This is a genomic window from Pseudomonas sp. TH10 (genome assembly GCF_016651255.1).
Taxonomy (GTDB): Bacteria; Pseudomonadota; Gammaproteobacteria; order Pseudomonadales; family Pseudomonadaceae; genus Aquipseudomonas.
On record NZ_JAEKEG010000172.1, the window covers coordinates 19,161 to 37,587 of the forward strand.

Below are 18,427 nucleotides of genomic sequence, written 5' to 3' on the forward strand. Positions count from 1 at the left end.
TGCAGGCTCCAGGCCAAAGGATAACGCGTGCAGGCGCTGACGGAAGCGGCGATCTTTTGATCCTGGTGGAACGTCTGGCTCAGGCGTTGTCCGATAAATGACAGTCCAATCGCCCAAGCCCGCCGCCACCGCGCAAGTGCCAACCGGGTCACAGTTTGCGTGAGCTGGCTCAAGTCGCGGTCCCCGCAGCCGATAGCCTGCTGACAGGAGACCCTTAATATGTTGCCACCGATGCTCCCCCTGAGCGCCGTGCCGATCACTTCCCAGCAGGATCCGATCCGCCAGCGGCCGGACATTCCGCCAGTGGTGCCGGTGCAGGAAAGCTCCAACGAAAGCACGATCGATCTGCAAAAGCGTGATCCCGAGGAAGATAGACTGATGGCGCGCGAAGAACAGCGCCGTCAGCAGGAACGTGATCGCCGTCGCCGCGAAGCCGACGAAGACCCGGAAGAACATCTGGCGGTGCCGGGTAACGAGTTGAATGCCGACAATACCGTGCCGGTGGTGCCGTTGATGGAAGATCAGCCGCGTCAGGGTTTGTGGGTCGATATCGAGATTTGATGCCAGTACTGGTCAGCGTCGTCGTCAGGCTCCATTATTGGCGCGAACATGCGTGCAAGCGCAGCACCTTTAAACGATGCGATGTATTGAAGACATGAGCCAGGACGACAAACTGATCGATCTCAACACTGAACGCGCCAAGCGGGTTCATGACCTCAACGAGAAGCGCCTGAATGAAGTGCGCCAGGCATTCGAGCAGGCTATGCCTTTGGGAAAACCCAAGAAGAAGCCGAAGAACAAACCGAAAAAGCGTTAAGCCCCCCTGCATTGTTTGATGCAGGTCAGTTTTGCCTCTCCTTTACGCCCAGTCTCGGGCGACATTGATCCCGGTCAATTTTCTCTCCTGCCCGATTGGTTAACTTAGCCCTATCGCAACAGGGCAAGTGCTGGAGGCCAGTCATGTTTTTCGACAACGTGGTGATCGCCGGGGTGCTGACTGTCGGCCTCATGGTTCTGTTTTTTGCAGGGTTTGGATTTTTTATCTGGAAAGACTCGCACAAACGGAAAAAACCGTAGGTCTTTCTGGAAAAAATGAGCACGCAAGGCATTTTGGGGCGACTTCGGTTGCCCCTTTTTTTTGCCCGCGAAACGGCCGGGGCTACGTAGGGTTGATGGTTGTTTGCAGGCATAAAAAAGGCGCGAACCTCACGGGACGCGCCTTTTTTGTGCCGCTGACTATCAGCTACCCAGCGCCTTCGACGCCAGCCAGAACAGGCCGGCCGACAAGCCTACCGTTGCCGGCAGGGTCAACACCCAGGCCAGCAGGATGGTTTTCACGGTGCCGCCCTGCAGACCGCTCTTGTTAGCAACCATGGTCCCAGCCACGCCCGAAGACAGAACGTGAGTGGTCGACACCGGCAAGCTGAAGATGTTGGCCAAGCCAATCAAACTGGCCGTCGTGATCTGCGCCGACATGCCCTGCGAATAGGTCATGCCCTGCTTGCCGATCTTCTCGCCAATGGTCAATACCACACGTTTCCAACCCACCATGGTGCCCAGGCCCAAGGCCAGCGCAACCGCCAGAATCACCCAGAACGGCGCGTATTCAGTGGTGGTGGTCAGGTCTTTGCGCAGTTTGTCCAGGTCAGCCTTTTCACGGGCTTCCAGGACTGGCAGCTTGCTGACTTTCTTCGCAGTGTCGTCCAGGCACAGCAGGTAGCGACGGACTTCTACACGGCTGTCGGAGGACAGCGAATGATAGTCGGCGACACCTTTAAGGGTGTGCAGGAGGGCGCTGATGGTCGGTTCGGTCTGCTGCGGATTGCAGCGGAACTTCTCCGGCAGGTCGCCTTCCACGCTTTTGCCCAGCGCGAGGAATTCACCCAGCGAATCGGCATTGCGCTGATAGAACTGGCTCAGGTGCAGCGTCGCGTCGCGAGTACGTTCGATCTGGTAAGTGGTGCTGTTCAGGTCGAGTACGAACTGCGCTGGGACAATACCGATCAGTACCAGCATGATCAGGCCGATGCCTTTCTGACCATCGTTGGAACCGTGCACGAAGCTCACGGCCATGGCCGAGATCACCAGAACCAGACGGTTCCAGAAAGGTGGATGCTTCTTGTCGTCGAGCTTGCGGCGCTGTTCCGGCGTCTTGTGCATCTTCGACAGCGGGCGCCACCATTTCAGGCCGATCAGCACCAGTGCAGCGATCAGGAAACCGGCCATGGGCGAGAACACCAGCGAAGCGCCGATGTCGATCGCTTTCTGCCAGTTAACCCCATCGGCCAACGGGATATCGTTGATCAGGGCATTGGCCAGGCCGACACCGAGGATCGAACCGATCAGGGTGTGCGAGCTGGACGCCGGGATACCGAAGTACCAGGTGCCGAGGTTCCAGGTGATTGCCGCGGCAAGCAACGAGAACACCATCGCCAGGCCATGGCCGGTGTTCACATTGATCAGCAGTTCTACCGGCAGCAGATGGACGATGGCATACGCCACGCCGACACCGCCCAGCAGCACGCCGAGAAAGTTGAACACACCGGAAAAGAACACCGCCAGATGGGGCGGCATGGCTTTGGTGTAAATAACGGTGGCCACCGCGTTAGCGGTGTCATGAAAGCCATTGATGAACTCGAAGGCGAGGACAAAAGTCAGGGCGAGCAAGAGGCTCACAAGCACCCAAGCATCCAGTCCGCTGAATAAATCGATCATGAAGGTTTTCTGACCCGGTCGTAAGGGGGCGCGATTATGCCAGAAAAGTCTCGAAATCGATGCCCTACCTGCTCATCGGTAACACTCTTCTTCGATTTAATTTGCGCTTAGGGGTGCCTCGGCGGGTTTTGCAGGTCGTTGAATCTTAAGGTAAAGGCTGCACACACAGGGTTTCTCCGAGCAACTGGAAAAATATGAACACCCGTAGGAAATTTCTGAAATAAGGGTCAGAAATGAACCTGTCACCTCATCCGGTGGACAAGGTAGCCGCTGCCCGCTCGTAGCGGGCGCGAAGGCATCATCGACTCAAGCCGCTTTTAGCAGGCCCGCATCCAGACCCCTGGAAAGATCAAAGCCCGGCGACTCATGGCTCTTCGGCTTTGAGTTCCTTTTCGATCTTTTCAATCTCTTGCTTGAAGACCTGATCCTGAACGGTGGGGCGTTTACGCCACGCTTTGCGTTCCGGTTCTGGCTGAGCGGCGTAGGTGGTGACTTCCCCGCCGTAAACTTCCTTGTAACGTTGTTCCTGGCGCTCAAGTTCCGCGCGCAGTTCGTCTTTCGTCACAGTGCTACCTGTTTGAGTTGAGATAAATGTCTGGTGAAACGCACTGCACAGCGGTATCGAGTGCAGTCGGCGTCAACCCGGAAGGTTTTCGTTGGCGAGAGCATTCAATACGGGTTACAGGCGGCCACGGCACCAGAGATAAACAGCTGACGTAGCATCAGTCTCCAGTTTCAGCGAGCGCATTGGCGTTGAATCCAGTGATCAGCGGCAGGCGCTTGCTGCTGGGGGCGACAATGGAACATTGCGCCACCCAATGGTGGACTCGGCAGGTGAGTAGCCGAGTCGCCATTGAATTGTATTATAGCGGCCGTTTCGGAGAACACTATCTCTAAACCGTTAAAACAAGATATTGCGCAAAGTTTGTTTAATACCACATAAGTTTTACCATGAACTAGGCCGTTCAGGGTATGTATTTTGTGACGCTGTCTTTCTGACGCCATTGTAGCCGGCAAGTTCGCAGGCAATTGCCCAGCCTTAGTTGTACGAGAGTTCCGTTCCAGGAAAACTCCCGGGGCTCGTCAGCTGTGTGACCGGCAGAGGTTTGCGATAATCGGTTGATGGTTCGATAATCGCCCGATGTTGACCGGTGTCTCTTGTGCACCGTACCGGAGCCGCTTGTAATGGCTCCCGAATCGTGTGGGAAAAGGACCTGATATGAACGACCAAATGCGCAACTCCTTCGCTTCAGTGGCGCCGCCCATAGTCGCGTCTCCCGCCAAACGCATCCAGGCGCTGACCGGTGACCCGGATTTCATGACGTCGCTGGCCCGCGGCCTGGCGGTTGTGCAGGCCTTCCAGGAGCGCAAGCGCCACCTGACCATTGCCCAAATCAGCCACCGCACGGAAATACCTCGCGCTGCAGTGCGACGTTGCCTGCACACGCTGATCAAGCTCGGCTACGCCACCACGGACGGGCGCACCTATTCACTTCTGCCCAAAGTCCTGACGCTCGGCCATGCCTACCTGTCATCCACGCCGCTGGCGGTCTCCGCCCAGCCATATCTGGACCGCATGAGCGAGCAACTGCACGAGGCCTGCAACATGGCCACGCTGGAGGGCGATGACATTTTGTACATCGCGCGCTCGGCGACCACCCAGCGGCTGATCTCGGTCGACCTCTCGGTGGGCGGGCGGCTTCCCGCCTATTGCACTTCGATGGGCAGAATCCTGTTGGCCGCACTGGACGACACTTCGCTGCGCGAGTACCTCGATCACGCCGAGTTACAGGCCAAGACCAGCCGTACCCTGCACACCCCCGAAGCCTTGCTCGAATGTTTGCAAGAGGTACGGCAACAGGGCTGGTGCATCGTCGACCAGGAACTCGAACAAGGCCTGCGCTCGATCGCCGTTCCCGTATATGACGCCTCCGGGCAGGTAGTGGCGGCATTAAACGTCAGCACCCACGCTGGCCGGGTCAGTCGCAACGAACTCGAACAGCGATTCCTGCCTGGCCTGCTCAGTGCCAGCCGCGACCTCAGCAGTCAGCTCTTTGCCTAGCCCACAGCTGCGAAGTGTTCGATAAACGCACAGACTCGCGTTTATCGAATTGACGCTGTTTCCCCGGGATCATTAATGTCGCCGCAGCGCCAGCACAAGGCTGGCACCTGTTCGACTGCGTTCTTGCGTGGAATAAAAATAATGAACCAGCCCCAGTCTGTTGTAGGTAACTGCCTCGACGTGCAGTCCTTCATCAACGCCCAACCGATCTCGCGCTACCAGTGGCGGGTGGTGATCCTGTGTTTTCTGATTGTGTTTCTCGATGGCCTCGACACCGCCGCGATGGGCTTTATTGCCCCGGCGCTGTCGCAGGATTGGGGCATCGACCGCGCCAGCCTTGGCCCGGTGATGAGTGCTGCGTTGATCGGGATGGTTTTCGGCGCACTCGGTTCCGGGCCTTTGGCTGACCGCTTCGGACGAAAAGTCGTACTGGTGGGGGCGGTTGTGTTGTTCGGCGCGTTCAGTCTGGCGTCGGCGTACAGCAGCAACGTTGAACAGCTGCTGGTGCTGCGCTTCTTGACGGGGCTTGGTCTGGGCGCGGGGATGCCGAATGCGACCACGCTACTCTCGGAGTACACCCCGGAGCGCAAGAAGTCGCTGCTGGTGACGAGCATGTTTTGCGGCTTCAACCTCGGTATGGCGGGTGGCGGGTTTATTTCCGCAAAACTGATCCCGGCGTTCGGTTGGCACAGCCTGCTGCTGATTGGCGGGATCCTGCCGTTGATCCTCGCTGTGGTGCTGCTGTTCTGGCTGCCGGAATCAGCGCGCTACCTGGTCGTGCGTAATCGTGGCACTGACAAAGTGCGCAAAACCCTGGCGCCGATTGATCCGGTTGTCGTCGCCCAAGCCTCCAGCTTCAGTGTGCCGGAACAGAAAACCGTGAAGGCGCGCAACGTGTTCGCGGTGATCTTCTCCGGCACTTACAGCACCGGCACCTTGCTGCTGTGGCTGACCTATTTCATGGGCCTGGTGATTGTTTACCTGCTGACCAGTTGGCTGCCGACACTCATGCGCGACAGCGGCGCGAGCATGGAGCAGGCGGCGTTCATCGGCGCGTTGTTCCAGTTTGGCGGGGTATTGAGCGCGGTGGCTGTGGGCTGGGCGATGGATCGGTTCAATCCGCACAAGGTCATCGGCACTTTCTACCTGCTGGCCGGGGTGTTTGCCTACGCGGTGGGGCAGAGCCTTGGAAATATCACGCTGCTGGCGACTTTGGTGCTGGTGGCCGGGATGTGTGTGAACGGTGCGCAGTCGGCCATGCCGTCGCTGGCGGCGCGGTTTTACCCGACCCAGGGGCGGGCGACCGGCGTCTCGTGGATGCTGGGTATTGGCCGCTTCGGCGCGATTCTCGGCGCATGGATGGGTGCGACGTTGCTGGGCCTGGGCTGGAACTTCGAGCAGGTGCTGACGGCGCTGGTGATACCGGCGGCATTGGCGACGGCGGCGGTGGTGATCAAGGGCATGGTCAGTCATGCGGATGCGACCTGAACCGGGTTGCGGCCCGCTGAAGATCGCCGCCTGCGGCAGCTTCTACGTGTGCGCGAAGTCCGACAGGAACTGCCGCAGGCGGCGATTTTTCGCGGGTCGCGCAAACGATAGCCGAACAACAATCTGTTCGATAAACGAACACTCAGTCGATTATCGGATTGTTTGGCGATTTTCCCAGGCTTAATCTTCAGTCACTCCGGCGCTGAACCTCGCGCCTTTTTATCACTGGCGATTCATTACAAAAACGGGAGCCCGCTCCATGGCTGAGATCCTTTCGCTGCACGACGCGGTGAAGCAATTCGTCAACGACGGCGACACCGTCGCGCTCGAAGGCTTCACTCACCTGATCCCTACGGCGGCAGGTCATGAAATCATTCGTCAGGGCAAGAAAGATCTGACCCTGGTGCGGATGACGCCCGACCTGATCTACGACCAACTGATCGGTGCCGGTTGCGCACGCAAGCTGATTTTCTCCTGGGGCGGCAACCCTGGTGTTGGCTCGCTGCACCGTTTGCGTGACGCGGTCGAGAAGCAGTGGCCACACCCGCTGGAAATCGAAGAACACAGCCATGCCGACCTGGCCAACGCCTACGTTGCCGGCGCCTCCGGGCTGCCTTTCGCAGTGCTGCGCGCCTACGCCGGCTCCGACTTGCCCAAGGTCAATCCGCTGATCAAGACGGTCACTTGCCCCTTCACTGGCGAAGTATTGGCCGCGGTGCCTTCGGTACGCCCGGACATCACCGTGATCCATGCACAGAAAGCCGATCGCAAGGGCAACGTATTGCTCTGGGGTATTCTTGGGGTGCAGAAAGAAGCCGCGCTGGCAGCCAAGCGTTGCATCGTCACCGTTGAAGAAATCGTCGACGACCTGAACGCGCCGATGAACTCCTGCGTGCTGCCCACCTGGGCGCTCAGCGCGGTCTGCCACGTACCTGGCGGTGCGCATCCGTCCTACGCCCATGGGTACAACGAGCGGGACAACCGCTTTTACCAGGCCTGGGATCCGATCGCCCGTGACCGTGAGACTTTCACCGCATGGATCAACGAATACATCCACGGTAGCGCTGACTTCAGCGAGTTCCAGGCCAAGTTGGCCGCTGCTTCGGAGGCCAAGTAATGACTTACACCACCAATGAAATGATGACCGTCGCTGCCGCCCGCCGCCTGAAAAACGGTTCGGTGTGTTTCGTCGGCATCGGCCTGCCTTCCAAAGCCGCCAACCTGGCACGCCTGACATCGTCGCCTGATGTCGTGCTGATCTACGAATCCGGCCCGATCGGTGCCAAGCCTAGTGTGCTGCCGCTGTCCATTGGTGACGGTGAGCTGGCGGAAACTGCTGACACCGTCGTACCGACCGGTGAGATTTTTCGCTATTGGTTGCAGGGCGGACGCATCGACGTCGGGTTTCTCGGTGCGGCGCAGGTCGATCGCTTCGGCAACATCAACACCACCGTGGTCGGCGATTACTTTTCGCCGAAAGTGCGTCTGCCGGGTGCCGGTGGCGCGCCGGAAATTGCCGGTTCGGCGAAAAGCGTACTGATCATCCTTAAACAGTCGGCACGTTCGTTTGTCGACAAGCTCGATTTCATCACTTCGGTCGGTCATGGCGAGGGCGGCGATTCGCGTAAGCGTCTGGGCCTGCCGGGCGCCGGGCCGGTCGGAATCATCACCGACCTGTGCATCATGGAGCCGGAAGAGGGCACTCATGAATTTGTAGTGACCGCGCTGCATCCCGGCGTGACCCGCGAGCAAGTGGTCGCCGCCACCGGTTGGGCAATCCGTTTTGCCGATGACGTTGCGACTAGCGCCGAACCGTCCGAGGTCGAGTTGACCGCGCTGCGCGATCTCGAAGCGCGCACCGCCGCCGCCCACGGCCAGGCACCGGGAGAAGCATGATGCGTGACGTTTATATCTGCGACGCGATTCGTACCCCCATCGGCCGTTTCGGCGGCGGTTTGTCCGCCGTTCGCGCCGACGACCTGGCCGCGGTGCCGATCAAGGCCCTGATGGAGCGCAATCCGTCGGTGGACTGGAACGCCATCGACGAAGTATTCCTCGGCTGCGCCAATCAGGCCGGCGAAGACAACCGCAATGTCGCGCGCATGGCGCTTTTGCTGGCCGGTCTACCGGAAAGCGTGCCGGGCGTGACGCTCAACCGCCTCTGCGCTTCGGGTATGGACGCCATCGGCACCGCGTTTCGGGCGATTGCCAGTGGTGAAATGGAACTGGCCATCGCCGGCGGGGTGGAGTCGATGTCCCGGGCACCGTTCGTGATGGGCAAGGCTGACGCCGCGTTTTCGCGCAATATGAAGCTGGAAGACACCACTATCGGCTGGCGTTTCATCAACCCGTTGATGAAAGCGCAGTACGGCGTCGACGCCATGCCGCAGACCGCCGACAACGTCGCCGACGACTATAAAGTGTCGCGCGAAGATCAGGACGCTTTCGCTCTGCGCAGCCAGCAACGTACCGCCGCCGCGCAGGCTGCCGGCTTCTTCGCTGAAGAAATCGTTGAAGTGCGGATTGCCCACAAGAAAGGCGAAACCGTGGTCAGCCAGGATGAGCATCCCCGCGCTGATACGACGATCGAAGCGCTGACCAAGCTGAAACCGGTCAACGGCCCGGACAAAACCGTTACCGCCGGCAACGCCTCCGGTGTTAATGACGGCGCCGCTGCACTGATTCTAGCCTCGGCCGAAGCGGTGAAAAAACACGGCCTGACCGCCCGCGCCAAAGTGCTCGGCATGGCCAGTGCCGGTGTTGCGCCGCGGGTAATGGGCATCGGCCCGGTGCCAGCGGTGCGCAAACTGATCGAGCGCCTCGGCGTAGCGGTCAGCGATTTCGACGTCATCGAACTCAACGAAGCGTTCGCCAGCCAAGGCTTGGCGGTGCTGCGTGAACTGGGTCTGGCGGATGACGCCGCGCAGGTCAACCCGAACGGTGGCGCGATTGCGCTCGGTCACCCATTGGGCATGAGCGGCGCGCGGCTGGTGCTGACGGCGCTGCATCAGCTTGAGAAAACCAATGGCAAGAAAGGTCTGGCGACCATGTGCGTCGGTGTCGGTCAAGGCCTGGCCCTGGCCATCGAACGCGTCTGACGCGAGCCGTGACGAATAAGAACTGAGGATAGCTAAATGTCTGACAAGCCTGGTTACCGTCGCCCGCAGGAAGGCACTCAGCCTGAGTACCTGCACCCGACGTATCAATCCACCAACCTGCGCTCGCCGTCGAAGCCGTTGGTGTTTCTGCCGCATTCGCTTTCGGAGATCACTGGCCCGACCATCGGTGCCGAGCGCATCGCCGAGAAAGACAACGATCTGACCGCTCAACATGAGGGCGAGCCACAGGGCGAACGCATCATCATTCATGGCCGCGTGCTCGACGAAAACGGTCTGCCGGTGCCGGGAATCCTGGTGGAAATCTGGCAGGCCAACGCCGCCGGCCGCTACAACCACAAGCGCGACCTGCACGACGCACCGCTGGACCCGAACTTCACCGGCACCGGCCGCACCGTGACCGATGCCGATGGCTGGTATCAGTTCCAGACCATCAAGCCTGGCGCCTATCCGTGGGGTAATCACCACAACGCGTGGCGCCCGGCGCACATCCATTTTTCGCTGTTCGGGCCGAGCATCCTGACTCGCCTGGTCACGCAAATGTACTTCCCGGGCGATCCGCTGCTGGCGTATGACCCGATCTACAACTGCGTACCGGATACCAGCGCCAAAGAGCGCCTGATCGCCAGTTTCGATCTGGAAAAAACCATTCCGTCCTACGCCCTCGGTTACCGCTGGGACATCGTTTTGCGCGGCCGCGAAGCCACGCCGATGGAGAAATAAGATGACGCTGACTGCGACCACATCCCACACCGTCGGACCCTATTACCACATCGGCCTGACCTGGCTGAACCGCGAAGACCTGACCGTCGAACAGACCTTGGGCCAGCGCATCGCGATCAGCGGGCAGGTGGTGGACGGCAACGGAGACTTCGTCAACGACGCCATGCTGGAAATCTGGCAGGCCAATGCCGCTGGCAAATACGATCACCCGGAAGATGACCAGGCCAAGGCGCTGGACCCGAACTTCGAAGGCTTTGGCCGGGTACCGGTGGATGCCCAGGGGCGCTTCCGTTTCACCACGATCAAGCCGGGCACGGTTGAGGGGCTGAAGGGTTCGACTCAGGCGCCGCATCTGGTGGTGCTGGTGTTTGCGCGTGGTTTGGTGAAGCACTTGCTGACGCGGATCTACTTTGAAGGCGAGCCGGCGAACGTTGATGATCCGCTGCTCGAGTGTGTGCCGGCGGAACGCCGCGCGACATTGCTGGCGAAGAAGGATGAATCGGGTGTTTATCAGTGGAATGTGATTTTGCAGGGCACTGACGCTGAGACGGTGTTCTTCGATTATTGAACACCCCGCAAATGCTAATCCCGTGCGGGTTGCCCACACGGGATTGCCTTGCCTGATGCATCTGCGGAACGGGACTGTTGCAAAGTATGTCTAGACTGTCACTGTCCCTATCGAGTGAAAAACAATGACAACCCCCACCGCTACTCCAGCGCACTACACCGGTGAAGAGCGCAGCAGGCGCATCTTTGCCATTGTCGGCGCCTCGTCCGGCAACCTCGTTGAATGGTTCGACTTCTACGTCTACGCCTTTTGCGCGATCTATTTCGCCCCGGCGTTTTTCCCCTCAGATAACCCCACGGTGCAGCTGGTCAACACCGCTGGCGTGTTCGCCGCCGGCTTCCTGATGCGGCCGATTGGCGGGTGGATTTTCGGCCGGCTCGCCGACAAGCACGGGCGCAAGAAATCGATGCTCATCTCGATTCTGATGATGTGTTTCGGTTCGCTGCTGATCGCTTGTCTGCCGACCTACAACACCATCGGCGTCTGGGCGCCCTTGCTGCTGTTATTCGCTCGTTTGCTGCAGGGCCTGTCGGTTGGCGGCGAATACGGCACCACCGCTACCTACATGAGCGAAGTCGCCCTCAAGGGCCAGCGCGGATTCTTCGCCTCGTTCCAGTACGTGACGTTGATCGGCGGGCAACTGCTGGCGGTGTCGCTGGTGGTGATCCTGCAGCAGTTCCTCACTGAAGAAGATTTGCGCGCCTACGGCTGGCGCATCCCGTTTGTGGTCGGTGCGGTGGCCGCGTTGATTTCGCTGTTCCTGCGTCGCAGCTTGAAAGAAACCACCAACAAGGAAACCCGTGATCACAAGGACGCCGGCAGCATCGGGGCGCTGTTCCGCGATCACAAAGCGGCGTTCATCACCGTGCTCGGTTACACCGCCGGTGGCTCGCTGATTTTCTACACCTTCACCACCTACATGCAGAAGTACCTGGTGAACACTGCCGGCATGCACGCCAAGACTGCCAGCTACATCATGACCGGCGCGCTGTTCCTTTATATGTGCATGCAACCGCTGTTCGGCATGCTCGCCGACAAGATTGGCCGACGTAACTCGATGCTGTGGTTTGGCGCCCTCGGTACGCTGTTCACTGTGCCGATTTTGTTGAGTCTGAAAAGCGTCAGCAGTCCATTCCTCGCGTTTGTGTTGATTACCGTGGCACTGGCGATCGTGAGTTTCTACACCTCCATCAGTGGCCTGGTGAAAGCCGAAATGTTCCCGCCTGAGGTGCGCGCACTCGGCGTCGGCCTGGCGTACGCGGTGGCGAATGCGATCTTCGGGGGTTCGGCAGAATTCGTCGCCCTGAGCCTGAAGAACATCGGCATGGAAAACTCCTTCTACTGGTACGTTACGGTGATGATGGCGATCGCGTTCCTGTTCAGCCTGCGCTTGCCGAAACAGGCGGCGTACTTGCACCACGACCTTTGATATTTACCCGTGGGCCTGAACGGCCCACGCTTGCAGGGAAAGTTTATGAACGAGCGACCGGGCAATCAGTTGTTCGATGCCTATTTCACTGCCCGCGATATGCGCGACGTGTTCTGCGATCAGGGGCGCGTCCAGGCAATGCTCGACTTCGAGGCGGCGCTGGCTCGGGCCGAGGCAACTGTCGGCCTGATCCCGCAGACCGCTGTGGCGCCGATCCAGGCGGCTTGCCGGGCCGGACTCTACGACTTTGCAGCGCTCGGCGAGGCCATCGCCACGGCGGGTAACTCGGCGATCCCACTGGTTAAAGCCCTGGGCAAACAGATCGCGGCGACCGATGCCGACGCCGAACGTTATGTGCATCTTGGCGCAACCAGCCAGGACGTGATGGACACCGGCCTGGTGCTGCAACTGCGTCGGGCGCTGGAGCTGATCGAAAGCGACCTGGCACAGCTGGGCGCGACCCTCTCGACTCAGGCCGAACGCTATGTTGCCACGCCGTTGGCTGGCCGGACCTGGCTGCAACACGCCACGCCCGTCACTCTGGGCATGAAAATCGCCGGTTGGCTGGGGGCGGTGACCCGCAGCCGTCAACGCCTGCAAGAACTCAAGCCGCGCCTGCTGGTGCTGCAATTTGGTGGCGCCTCCGGAACCCTGGCTGCTCTCGGCGACCAAGCGTTGCCGATTGCCCAGGCGCTCGCCAAGGAACTGCAACTGGGCTTGCCGGATCAACCCTGGCACACCCAGCGAGATCGCCTGGTGGAGTTCGGTTCCGTGCTGGGGTTGATCGCCGGCAGCCTGGGCAAGTTGGGGCGCGATGTCAGTCTGCTGATGCAGACTGAAGCCGGGGAGGTTTTCGAGCCCTCGGCACCCGGTAAAGGCGGCTCCTCGACCATGCCGCACAAGCGCAATCCGGTGGGCGCCGCAGTGCTCATCGGTGCGGCGACGCGGGTGCCCGGCCTGATCTCGACCCTGTTCAGTGCAATGCCGCAAGAGCACGAGCGCAGCCTGGGCTTGTGGCATGCCGAATGGGAAACCCTGCCAGAGATTTGTTGCCTGGTGTCCGGCAGCCTGAAGCAGGCGCTGCTGATGGCGGCCGGCCTTGAAGTGGACGCCGAACGCATGACCCGCAACCTCGACCTGACCCAGGGGCTGGTGCTCGCCGAAGCCGTGAGCATTGTCCTTGCCCAGCGGGTGGGACGTGATACCGCGCACCATGTGCTGGAGCAATGCTGCAAACGTGCTGTCGCCCAGCAACGGCACCTGCGCGCAGTACTCGGCGAAGAGCCGCAAGTCACTGCCCAGCTGTCTGGCGCTGAACTGGATCATCTGTTGGACCCTGCCCACTACCTCGGTCAGGCCCGAACCTGGGTCGAGCGAGCGGTGGCTGAACATTCTGCATTAACTGCCTGAAGGAGATTGCTGTGGCTTTTGTACAACTCGCCGAGGGCGAACTGCATTACCAACTCGACGGACCGCAGGATGCGCCGGTGCTGGTGCTCTCCAACTCGTTGGGCACCGACCTGCACATGTGGGACGCGCAGATGGCCGCGTTCACCGAGCACTTCCGGGTACTGCGGTTCGATACCCGAGGTCACGGGAAATCCCTGGTGACGCCGGGCCCGTACAGCATTGAGCAACTGGGGCACGACGTCCTGGCGCTGCTCGATGCCCTGAACATCGAGCGCGCGCATTTTTGTGGCCTGTCCATGGGCGGTTTGATCGGCCAGTGGTTGGGGATCAATGCCGGTGATCGCCTGCTCAAGCTGGTGGTGTGCAACACCGCAGCGAAAATCGGTGATCCGTCGGTGTGGAATCCACGCATCGAAACCGTGCTGCGCGATGGTGCAGCGGCCATGGTCGCCCTGCGTGATGCATCCGTTGCCCGTTGGTTTACCCCCGATTTTTCCGCGGCCCATCCGGCAGCGGCCACGCAGATCACCGACATGCTCGCGGCCACTTCGCCTGAAGGTTACGCGGCTAATTGTGCGGCGGTGCGTGATGCCGATTTCCGCGATCAACTGGCATCGATCAACGTACCGTTACTGGTGATTGCCGGCACCGAAGATGCGGTGACCCCGCCGTCCGGTGGGCACTTTATTCAGGAGCATGTACGCGGCGCCGAGTACGCCGAGTTCTATGCGGCGCATCTATCCAACGTGCAGGCCGGTGCCGATTTCAGTGATCGTGTGTTGGCGTTTTTGCAGGCTGAGTGAGGAAGTTTTTGTGGATGAGAAACAACGTTACGACGACGGCATGCAGGTTCGCCGCGCGGTGTTGGGCGATGCGCATGTTGACCGCAGCCTGACCACGCTGACCGAGTTCAACTCGGAGTTTCAGGAGATGATCACCCGGCATGCCTGGGGTGATATCTGGACACGTCCGGGCTTGCCTCGGCACACACGCAGTTTGATTACGATCGCCATGCTGATCGGCATGAACCGCGAAGGCGAGTTGAAACTGCATTTGCGCGCGGCGGCCAATAACGGAGTGAGCCGGGGCGAGATCAAGGAAGTGATCATGCAGAGCGCGATTTACTGCGGGATTCCGGCAGCGAATGCGACGTTTCATCTGGCGGAAGCGGTGTGGGATGAGTTGGGCGTTGAGTCCCGGGAGTGATTTTTGTCATTTTTGTTGCCTGAACTGACGCCATCGCGGGCAAGCCCGCTCCCACAAGGTTTTGTGCCATTCCCCACACATACGCAAGACATAAACCTGAGGGAGCGGGCTTGCCCGCGATGACGCTGGTGAGTGCTTACAACAGGCTGATCGGGTAGCTGACGATCAAGCGGTTTTCATCGAACTCGTTGTTGCTGAAATCCCGGCGCATGGTCGAGTTGCGCCATCTGACGTTGAGGTCCTTGAGCGTGCCGCTCTGCACGGTGTAGCCCAGTTCCGATTCGCGGCCCCATTCCTTGCCGTCGGTGATGGTCCCGGTGTGGACATTGTCGCCGCTGATATAGCGGTTCATCAGGGTCAACCCGGGCATACCGACGGCGACGAAGTTGTAGTCGTGGCGCAGTTGCCAGGATTTCTCCCGGGCATTGTCGTAACTCGAGTTGTAACTGTCGTTGGCCAGCGTACCGCCGCTGGTACCGTTGACCCGCATCCAGGCGCTATCGCCGGTGAGTTTCTGCAGGCCCAGGTAGAAAGTATGGCCGCCATACTTCGCCGAGAACAAGCCGGACCAGGTCTTGTTGTCCAGCTCGCCAGCGCGAGCGCTACCGTCGTCATTGCCGTAGAAAAAGCCGAGGTTGGCGCCCAGTGTCCAGTCGCCCAGGGGCTGGCTGTGGATCACATTGACGAACTGCTGGCTGTAGATGTCCTTCAACTCGGCGTTCCACAGCGCAAGCTGGGTGCGTTTATCGTTGAACACATATTCGCCGCCCTGGAAGTTGAATCTGTCCGAGGTGAAAGACGGCTTCCCGGTCATCGACATGTCGATCATGCTGCTGTCGTCGCGCGGGCTGTTGGCGCGGAACTGGCCGCCGTAGAGGGTCAGGCCATCGATTTCCTTCGAGGTGATCTGGCCGCCACGGAAGGTTTGCGGCAGGGATCGGCCGTCGTCCGAACGCAGGACCGGCAGCACGGGCATCCATTCGCCGACTTTGACTTCGGTTTGCGACAGCTTCGCCTTGAACGCCACGTTGGTGCGACCGAAGTTATCGGCGGGGCGGCCGTCTTGATCCAGGGGTAGCAGCTGAGTCCCGCCGGTGCCCTTGCCGCCATCGAGCTTCACCGAGTACAGCCCCAGCACATCCATGCCAAACCCGACGGTGCCTTGGGTGAACCCGGATTTCGCATCCAGGATAAAGCTCTGCGTCCACTCTTCAGCCTTGCCCTGGGTCTTGGTCGGGTTGGTAAAATTACGGTTGATGTAGAAATTGCGCAGGTTCAGGTTGACCTTGGCGCCTTCGACGAAACCCGACTCCTCGGCGGACGCGGCGCCAGCTGCGGCGGCCAGGGCAACGGCGATCAGGCTGGGATATAAGTAGTGCGCAGTGGAAGGCGTCATGGGTAGGGGTCTCTCTATTTATTGGGGATGCAACGGGGAATGCCGCAACCTGAGGCTGCAGTTGAAGATGCGTATCGGGGGAGGTAGAGAAACGGTTTCAGCCGGACAGGGCAGGGCGCTGGGACATGGTCGAACCTGGAGGTTATTGGTTTTGTGGAGCGAATGGTGCGCGGAATGTACTAGATAGTTCAATCTGGGACTGAGGATTTTGGGCGATTATCGAACGATAAAGAATCAAAAGATCGCAGCCTTCGGCAGCTCCTACAGGTGTGCGCGAATGCCTGTAGGAGCTGCCGAAGGCTGCGATCTGTTGATCTTGAAGCCCAACAAAAAGCCCACCTGTCAGGTGGGCTTCGATATTGCGACAAGCGCTATCAGAACAGCTTCATCTTCGGTGCTTCTTCTTTCAGCGGTTCGTTCTGCGCGGTTTGCGCATTCCAGCCGCCACCCAATGCCTTGTACAGGTTGACCGCACTGGTCAGCTGCGCGAGGCGGTCGGTGATCAGCGCTTGTTGGGCGCTGAACAACTGACGCTGGGCATCGAGGAAGGTCAGGTTGCTGTCGACACCGATGCGGTAACGACGCTCGGCCAGGCGGTAGTAATCCTGGTTGGCCTGCACGAAGTCACGTTGCGCTTGCAACTGTTCGGTGTAGGTCTGACGCGCGGCGAGGCCGTCGGCGACTTCCTGGAAGGCCGTTTGAATGGACTTCTCGTAGTTCGCTACATCAATGTCTTTCTGGATCTTCGCCGCGTCGAGGCTGGCGCGCAGGCTGCCGGCGTTGAAGATCGGCAGGTTGATCTGCGGCGAGAACAGCCACGTCCCCGAACCACCCTTGAACAGGCCGGACAGGTCCGGGCTCAGGCTACCCGCGTTGGCGGTCAGGCTGATGCTCGGGAAGAACGCTGCACGCGCCGCACCGATGTTGGCATTGGCGGCTTTCAGGTTGTACTCGGCCTGGAGGATGTCCGGACGACGCTGCAGCAGGTCCGATGGCAGACCGGCCGGCACGTCGCTGAGCAGGTCGTCAGCCAGCGGTTTGGCCGCTTGCAGGTTGGCCGGGATACCGGTGCCGAGCAGCAGGGTCAGGCTGTTTTCGTCCTGAGCCACCTGGCGGGTGTACTTGGCCAGTTGTGCACGGGCGTTTTCCACCGACGTACGCGACTGCGCCAGATCCAGTGCCGAGGCGACACCGACTTCGTTGCTGCGGCTGGTCAGCTTGTAGCTTTCTTCAAAGGCACCGAGGGTGTCTTGAGTCAGCTTGAGCAGTTCCTTGTCCGCTTGCCAGGTCAGATAAGCATTGGCGACGCTGGCGACCAGACTGATCTGCGTGCTGCGACGGCCTTCTTCAGTGGCGAAGTACTGTTGCAACGCTTGTTCGCTCAGGCTGCGAACCCGACCGAACAGGTCGAGTTCGTAGGCGCTGATGCCGACAGTCGCGGAGTAGGAGCTGGTGATGCCCGCTTCACCGGTCTGCGAGGCACGCGCCGGAACCCGTTGACGGCTGCCAGTGCCATTGGCCGACACCGCCGGGAACAGGTCCGCACGCTGGATGCGGTACTGCGCGGCAAAGGCGTCGATGTTCAGCGCGGCGACTCGCAGGTCACGGTTGTTTTCCAGGGCCACCTGGATCAGCTGTTGCAGGACCGGGTCATGGAAAAACTGCTTCCAGCCCTGTTCAGCAGCGGCCTGACCTGGCGCCTGGGCCGGCGAATAAGCCGGCCCTTGCGGGTACTGGCTCGCCACCGGTGCTTCAGGCTGCTGATAATCGGGTATCAGCGAGCAGCCACCAAGTACGAACGCGGCGACTGCCAGGGAGAGTAGCGACTTGCTCATTGGCCAGCCTCTTTAGGAGTTTCAGTAGTGTCATCCGGGTCGGTTTTTTGCGCTGACCAATGGAGGACACGGTAACGAAGAACAGTGGTACCCAGAAAATCGCCAGGACCGTGGCCGTGATCATACCGCCAATAACGCCTGTACCGATGGCATGTTGGCTACCTGAACCGGCACCAGTGGAAATCGCCAGGGGCACTACGCCCAGGACAAAGGCCAGCGAGGTCATGATGATCGGGCGCAAACGCATGCGGCAGGCTTCGATCGCAGCCTCTCGCAGGCTCTTGCCCTGCTCGTGCAGTTCCTTGGCGAATTCAACGATCAGGATGGCGTTTTTCGCCGCCAGGCCGATAGTCGTCAACAGGCCCACCTGGAAGTAAACGTCGTTGGACAGCCCGCGCAGACTGGTCGCCAGCAGTGCCCCGATGATCCCCAAAGGTACTACCAGCATCACCGCAATCGGAATCGACCAGCTTTCGTAC

At 60.1% G+C, this 18,427-nt stretch carries 18 protein-coding genes and 1 pseudogene; 14 read left to right on the plus strand and 5 right to left on the minus strand.

Translation table 11 applies throughout. From position 1 onward, the window contains the following. Nucleotides 1–219: 219 nt before the first annotated feature. The 3 genes from JFT80_RS22655 to ccoM all read left to right on the plus strand — a co-directional run bounded on the left by JFT80_RS22655 (nt 220) and on the right by ccoM (nt 1,077). Nucleotides 220–561, plus strand: coding sequence for an aspartate-semialdehyde dehydrogenase (locus tag JFT80_RS22655; RefSeq protein ID WP_201149558.1), 342 nt, complete (start codon nt 220–222; stop codon nt 559–561). Nucleotides 562–655: 94 nt separating this feature from the next. Then, nucleotides 656–817 carry a hypothetical protein gene (locus JFT80_RS22660; RefSeq protein WP_007959203.1) on the plus strand — a complete coding sequence of 54 codons (162 nt, stop codon included), beginning with the start codon at nt 656–658 and terminating at the stop codon, nt 815–817. A 143-nt stretch (nt 818–960) separates the two neighbouring features. Beyond that, nucleotides 961–1,077, plus strand: a complete 117-nt coding sequence (gene ccoM / locus JFT80_RS25230; protein WP_007906619.1) for a cytochrome c oxidase subunit CcoM — start codon at nt 961–963, stop codon at nt 1,075–1,077. Nucleotides 1,078–1,239: 162 nt separating this feature from the next. On the opposite strand, the gene JFT80_RS22665 is transcribed toward ccoM, so the two are convergent. Both JFT80_RS22665 and JFT80_RS22670 read right to left on the minus strand, forming a co-directional pair. Next, entirely contained in the window at nt 1,240–2,715 is a 1,476-nt protein-coding gene (locus JFT80_RS22665) for an inorganic phosphate transporter (RefSeq protein ID WP_201149560.1), read from the minus strand. Between the two features lie 364 nt (nt 2,716–3,079). Beyond that, nucleotides 3,080–3,280, minus strand: coding sequence for a hypothetical protein (locus JFT80_RS22670; protein WP_008080067.1), 201 nt, complete (start codon nt 3,278–3,280; stop codon nt 3,080–3,082). A 654-nt stretch (nt 3,281–3,934) separates the two neighbouring features. Between JFT80_RS22670 and pcaR the strand changes: the two genes are divergently transcribed. The 11 genes from pcaR (at nt 3,935) to pcaC (ending at nt 14,717) form a co-directional block, all read left to right on the plus strand. Continuing rightward, nucleotides 3,935–4,777 carry a pca regulon transcriptional regulator PcaR gene (gene pcaR, locus JFT80_RS22675; protein ID WP_122837755.1) on the plus strand — a complete coding sequence of 281 codons (843 nt, stop codon included), beginning with the start codon at nt 3,935–3,937 and terminating at the stop codon, nt 4,775–4,777. A gap of 141 nt (nt 4,778–4,918) precedes the next feature. Further along, nucleotides 4,919–6,265 carry an MFS transporter gene (locus tag JFT80_RS22680; protein ID WP_201149561.1) on the plus strand — a complete coding sequence of 449 codons (1,347 nt, stop codon included), beginning with the start codon at nt 4,919–4,921 and terminating at the stop codon, nt 6,263–6,265. A gap of 259 nt (nt 6,266–6,524) precedes the next feature. Continuing rightward, nucleotides 6,525–7,382 (plus strand): CoA transferase subunit A, encoded by an 858-nt coding sequence (locus tag JFT80_RS22685; RefSeq protein WP_201149563.1) that lies wholly within the window; start codon nt 6,525–6,527, stop codon nt 7,380–7,382. Beyond that, nucleotides 7,382–8,161: a CoA-transferase subunit beta gene (locus JFT80_RS22690; RefSeq protein ID WP_201149565.1), complete on the plus strand. Its 780-nt coding sequence runs from the start codon at nt 7,382–7,384 to the stop codon at nt 8,159–8,161. The genes JFT80_RS22685 and JFT80_RS22690 overlap by 1 nt, the downstream gene beginning before the upstream one ends. Continuing rightward, nucleotides 8,158–9,363: a 3-oxoadipyl-CoA thiolase gene (gene pcaF, locus JFT80_RS22695; RefSeq protein WP_201149567.1), complete on the plus strand. Its 1,206-nt coding sequence runs from the start codon at nt 8,158–8,160 to the stop codon at nt 9,361–9,363. The genes JFT80_RS22690 and pcaF overlap by 4 nt, the downstream gene beginning before the upstream one ends. Before the next feature lie 36 nt (nt 9,364–9,399). After that, nucleotides 9,400–10,104, plus strand: coding sequence for a protocatechuate 3,4-dioxygenase subunit beta (pcaH, locus tag JFT80_RS22700; RefSeq protein WP_201149569.1), 705 nt, complete (start codon nt 9,400–9,402; stop codon nt 10,102–10,104). Nucleotide 10,105: 1 nt separating this feature from the next. Beyond that, on the plus strand, nt 10,106–10,672 hold the full coding sequence (gene pcaG, locus JFT80_RS22705; protein ID WP_201149571.1) for a protocatechuate 3,4-dioxygenase subunit alpha: 567 nt from the start codon (nt 10,106–10,108) through the stop codon (nt 10,670–10,672). A 124-nt stretch (nt 10,673–10,796) separates the two neighbouring features. After that, nucleotides 10,797–12,101 carry an MFS family transporter gene (locus tag JFT80_RS22710; protein WP_201149572.1) on the plus strand — a complete coding sequence of 435 codons (1,305 nt, stop codon included), beginning with the start codon at nt 10,797–10,799 and terminating at the stop codon, nt 12,099–12,101. Between the two features lie 45 nt (nt 12,102–12,146). Further along, complete coding sequence (locus JFT80_RS22715) at nt 12,147–13,511, plus strand: 3-carboxy-cis,cis-muconate cycloisomerase (RefSeq protein WP_201149574.1); 1,365 nt, start codon at nt 12,147–12,149, stop codon at nt 13,509–13,511. A gap of 11 nt (nt 13,512–13,522) precedes the next feature. After that, complete coding sequence (pcaD, locus tag JFT80_RS22720) at nt 13,523–14,314, plus strand: 3-oxoadipate enol-lactonase (protein ID WP_201149576.1); 792 nt, start codon at nt 13,523–13,525, stop codon at nt 14,312–14,314. A gap of 10 nt (nt 14,315–14,324) precedes the next feature. Next, nucleotides 14,325–14,717 carry a 4-carboxymuconolactone decarboxylase gene (pcaC, locus tag JFT80_RS22725; RefSeq protein WP_008080096.1) on the plus strand — a complete coding sequence of 131 codons (393 nt, stop codon included), beginning with the start codon at nt 14,325–14,327 and terminating at the stop codon, nt 14,715–14,717. A 136-nt stretch (nt 14,718–14,853) separates the two neighbouring features. Here the strand turns inward: pcaC and JFT80_RS22730 are convergent, their stop codons facing one another. The 3 genes and pseudogenes from JFT80_RS22730 to JFT80_RS22740 all read right to left on the minus strand — a co-directional run. Beyond that, nucleotides 14,854–16,113 carry an OprD family porin gene (locus JFT80_RS22730; protein WP_201149578.1) on the minus strand — a complete coding sequence of 420 codons (1,260 nt, stop codon included), beginning with the start codon at nt 16,111–16,113 and terminating at the stop codon, nt 14,854–14,856. Between the two features lie 374 nt (nt 16,114–16,487). Next, nucleotides 16,488–17,948 carry an efflux RND transporter outer membrane subunit EmhC gene (gene emhC, locus JFT80_RS22735; RefSeq protein WP_201149580.1) on the minus strand — a complete coding sequence of 487 codons (1,461 nt, stop codon included), beginning with the start codon at nt 17,946–17,948 and terminating at the stop codon, nt 16,488–16,490. Further along, a pseudogene (locus tag JFT80_RS22740) lies at nt 17,945–18,427 on the minus strand (efflux RND transporter permease subunit); the annotation flags it as partial. The pseudogene JFT80_RS22740 and the gene emhC, both read right to left, overlap by 4 nt.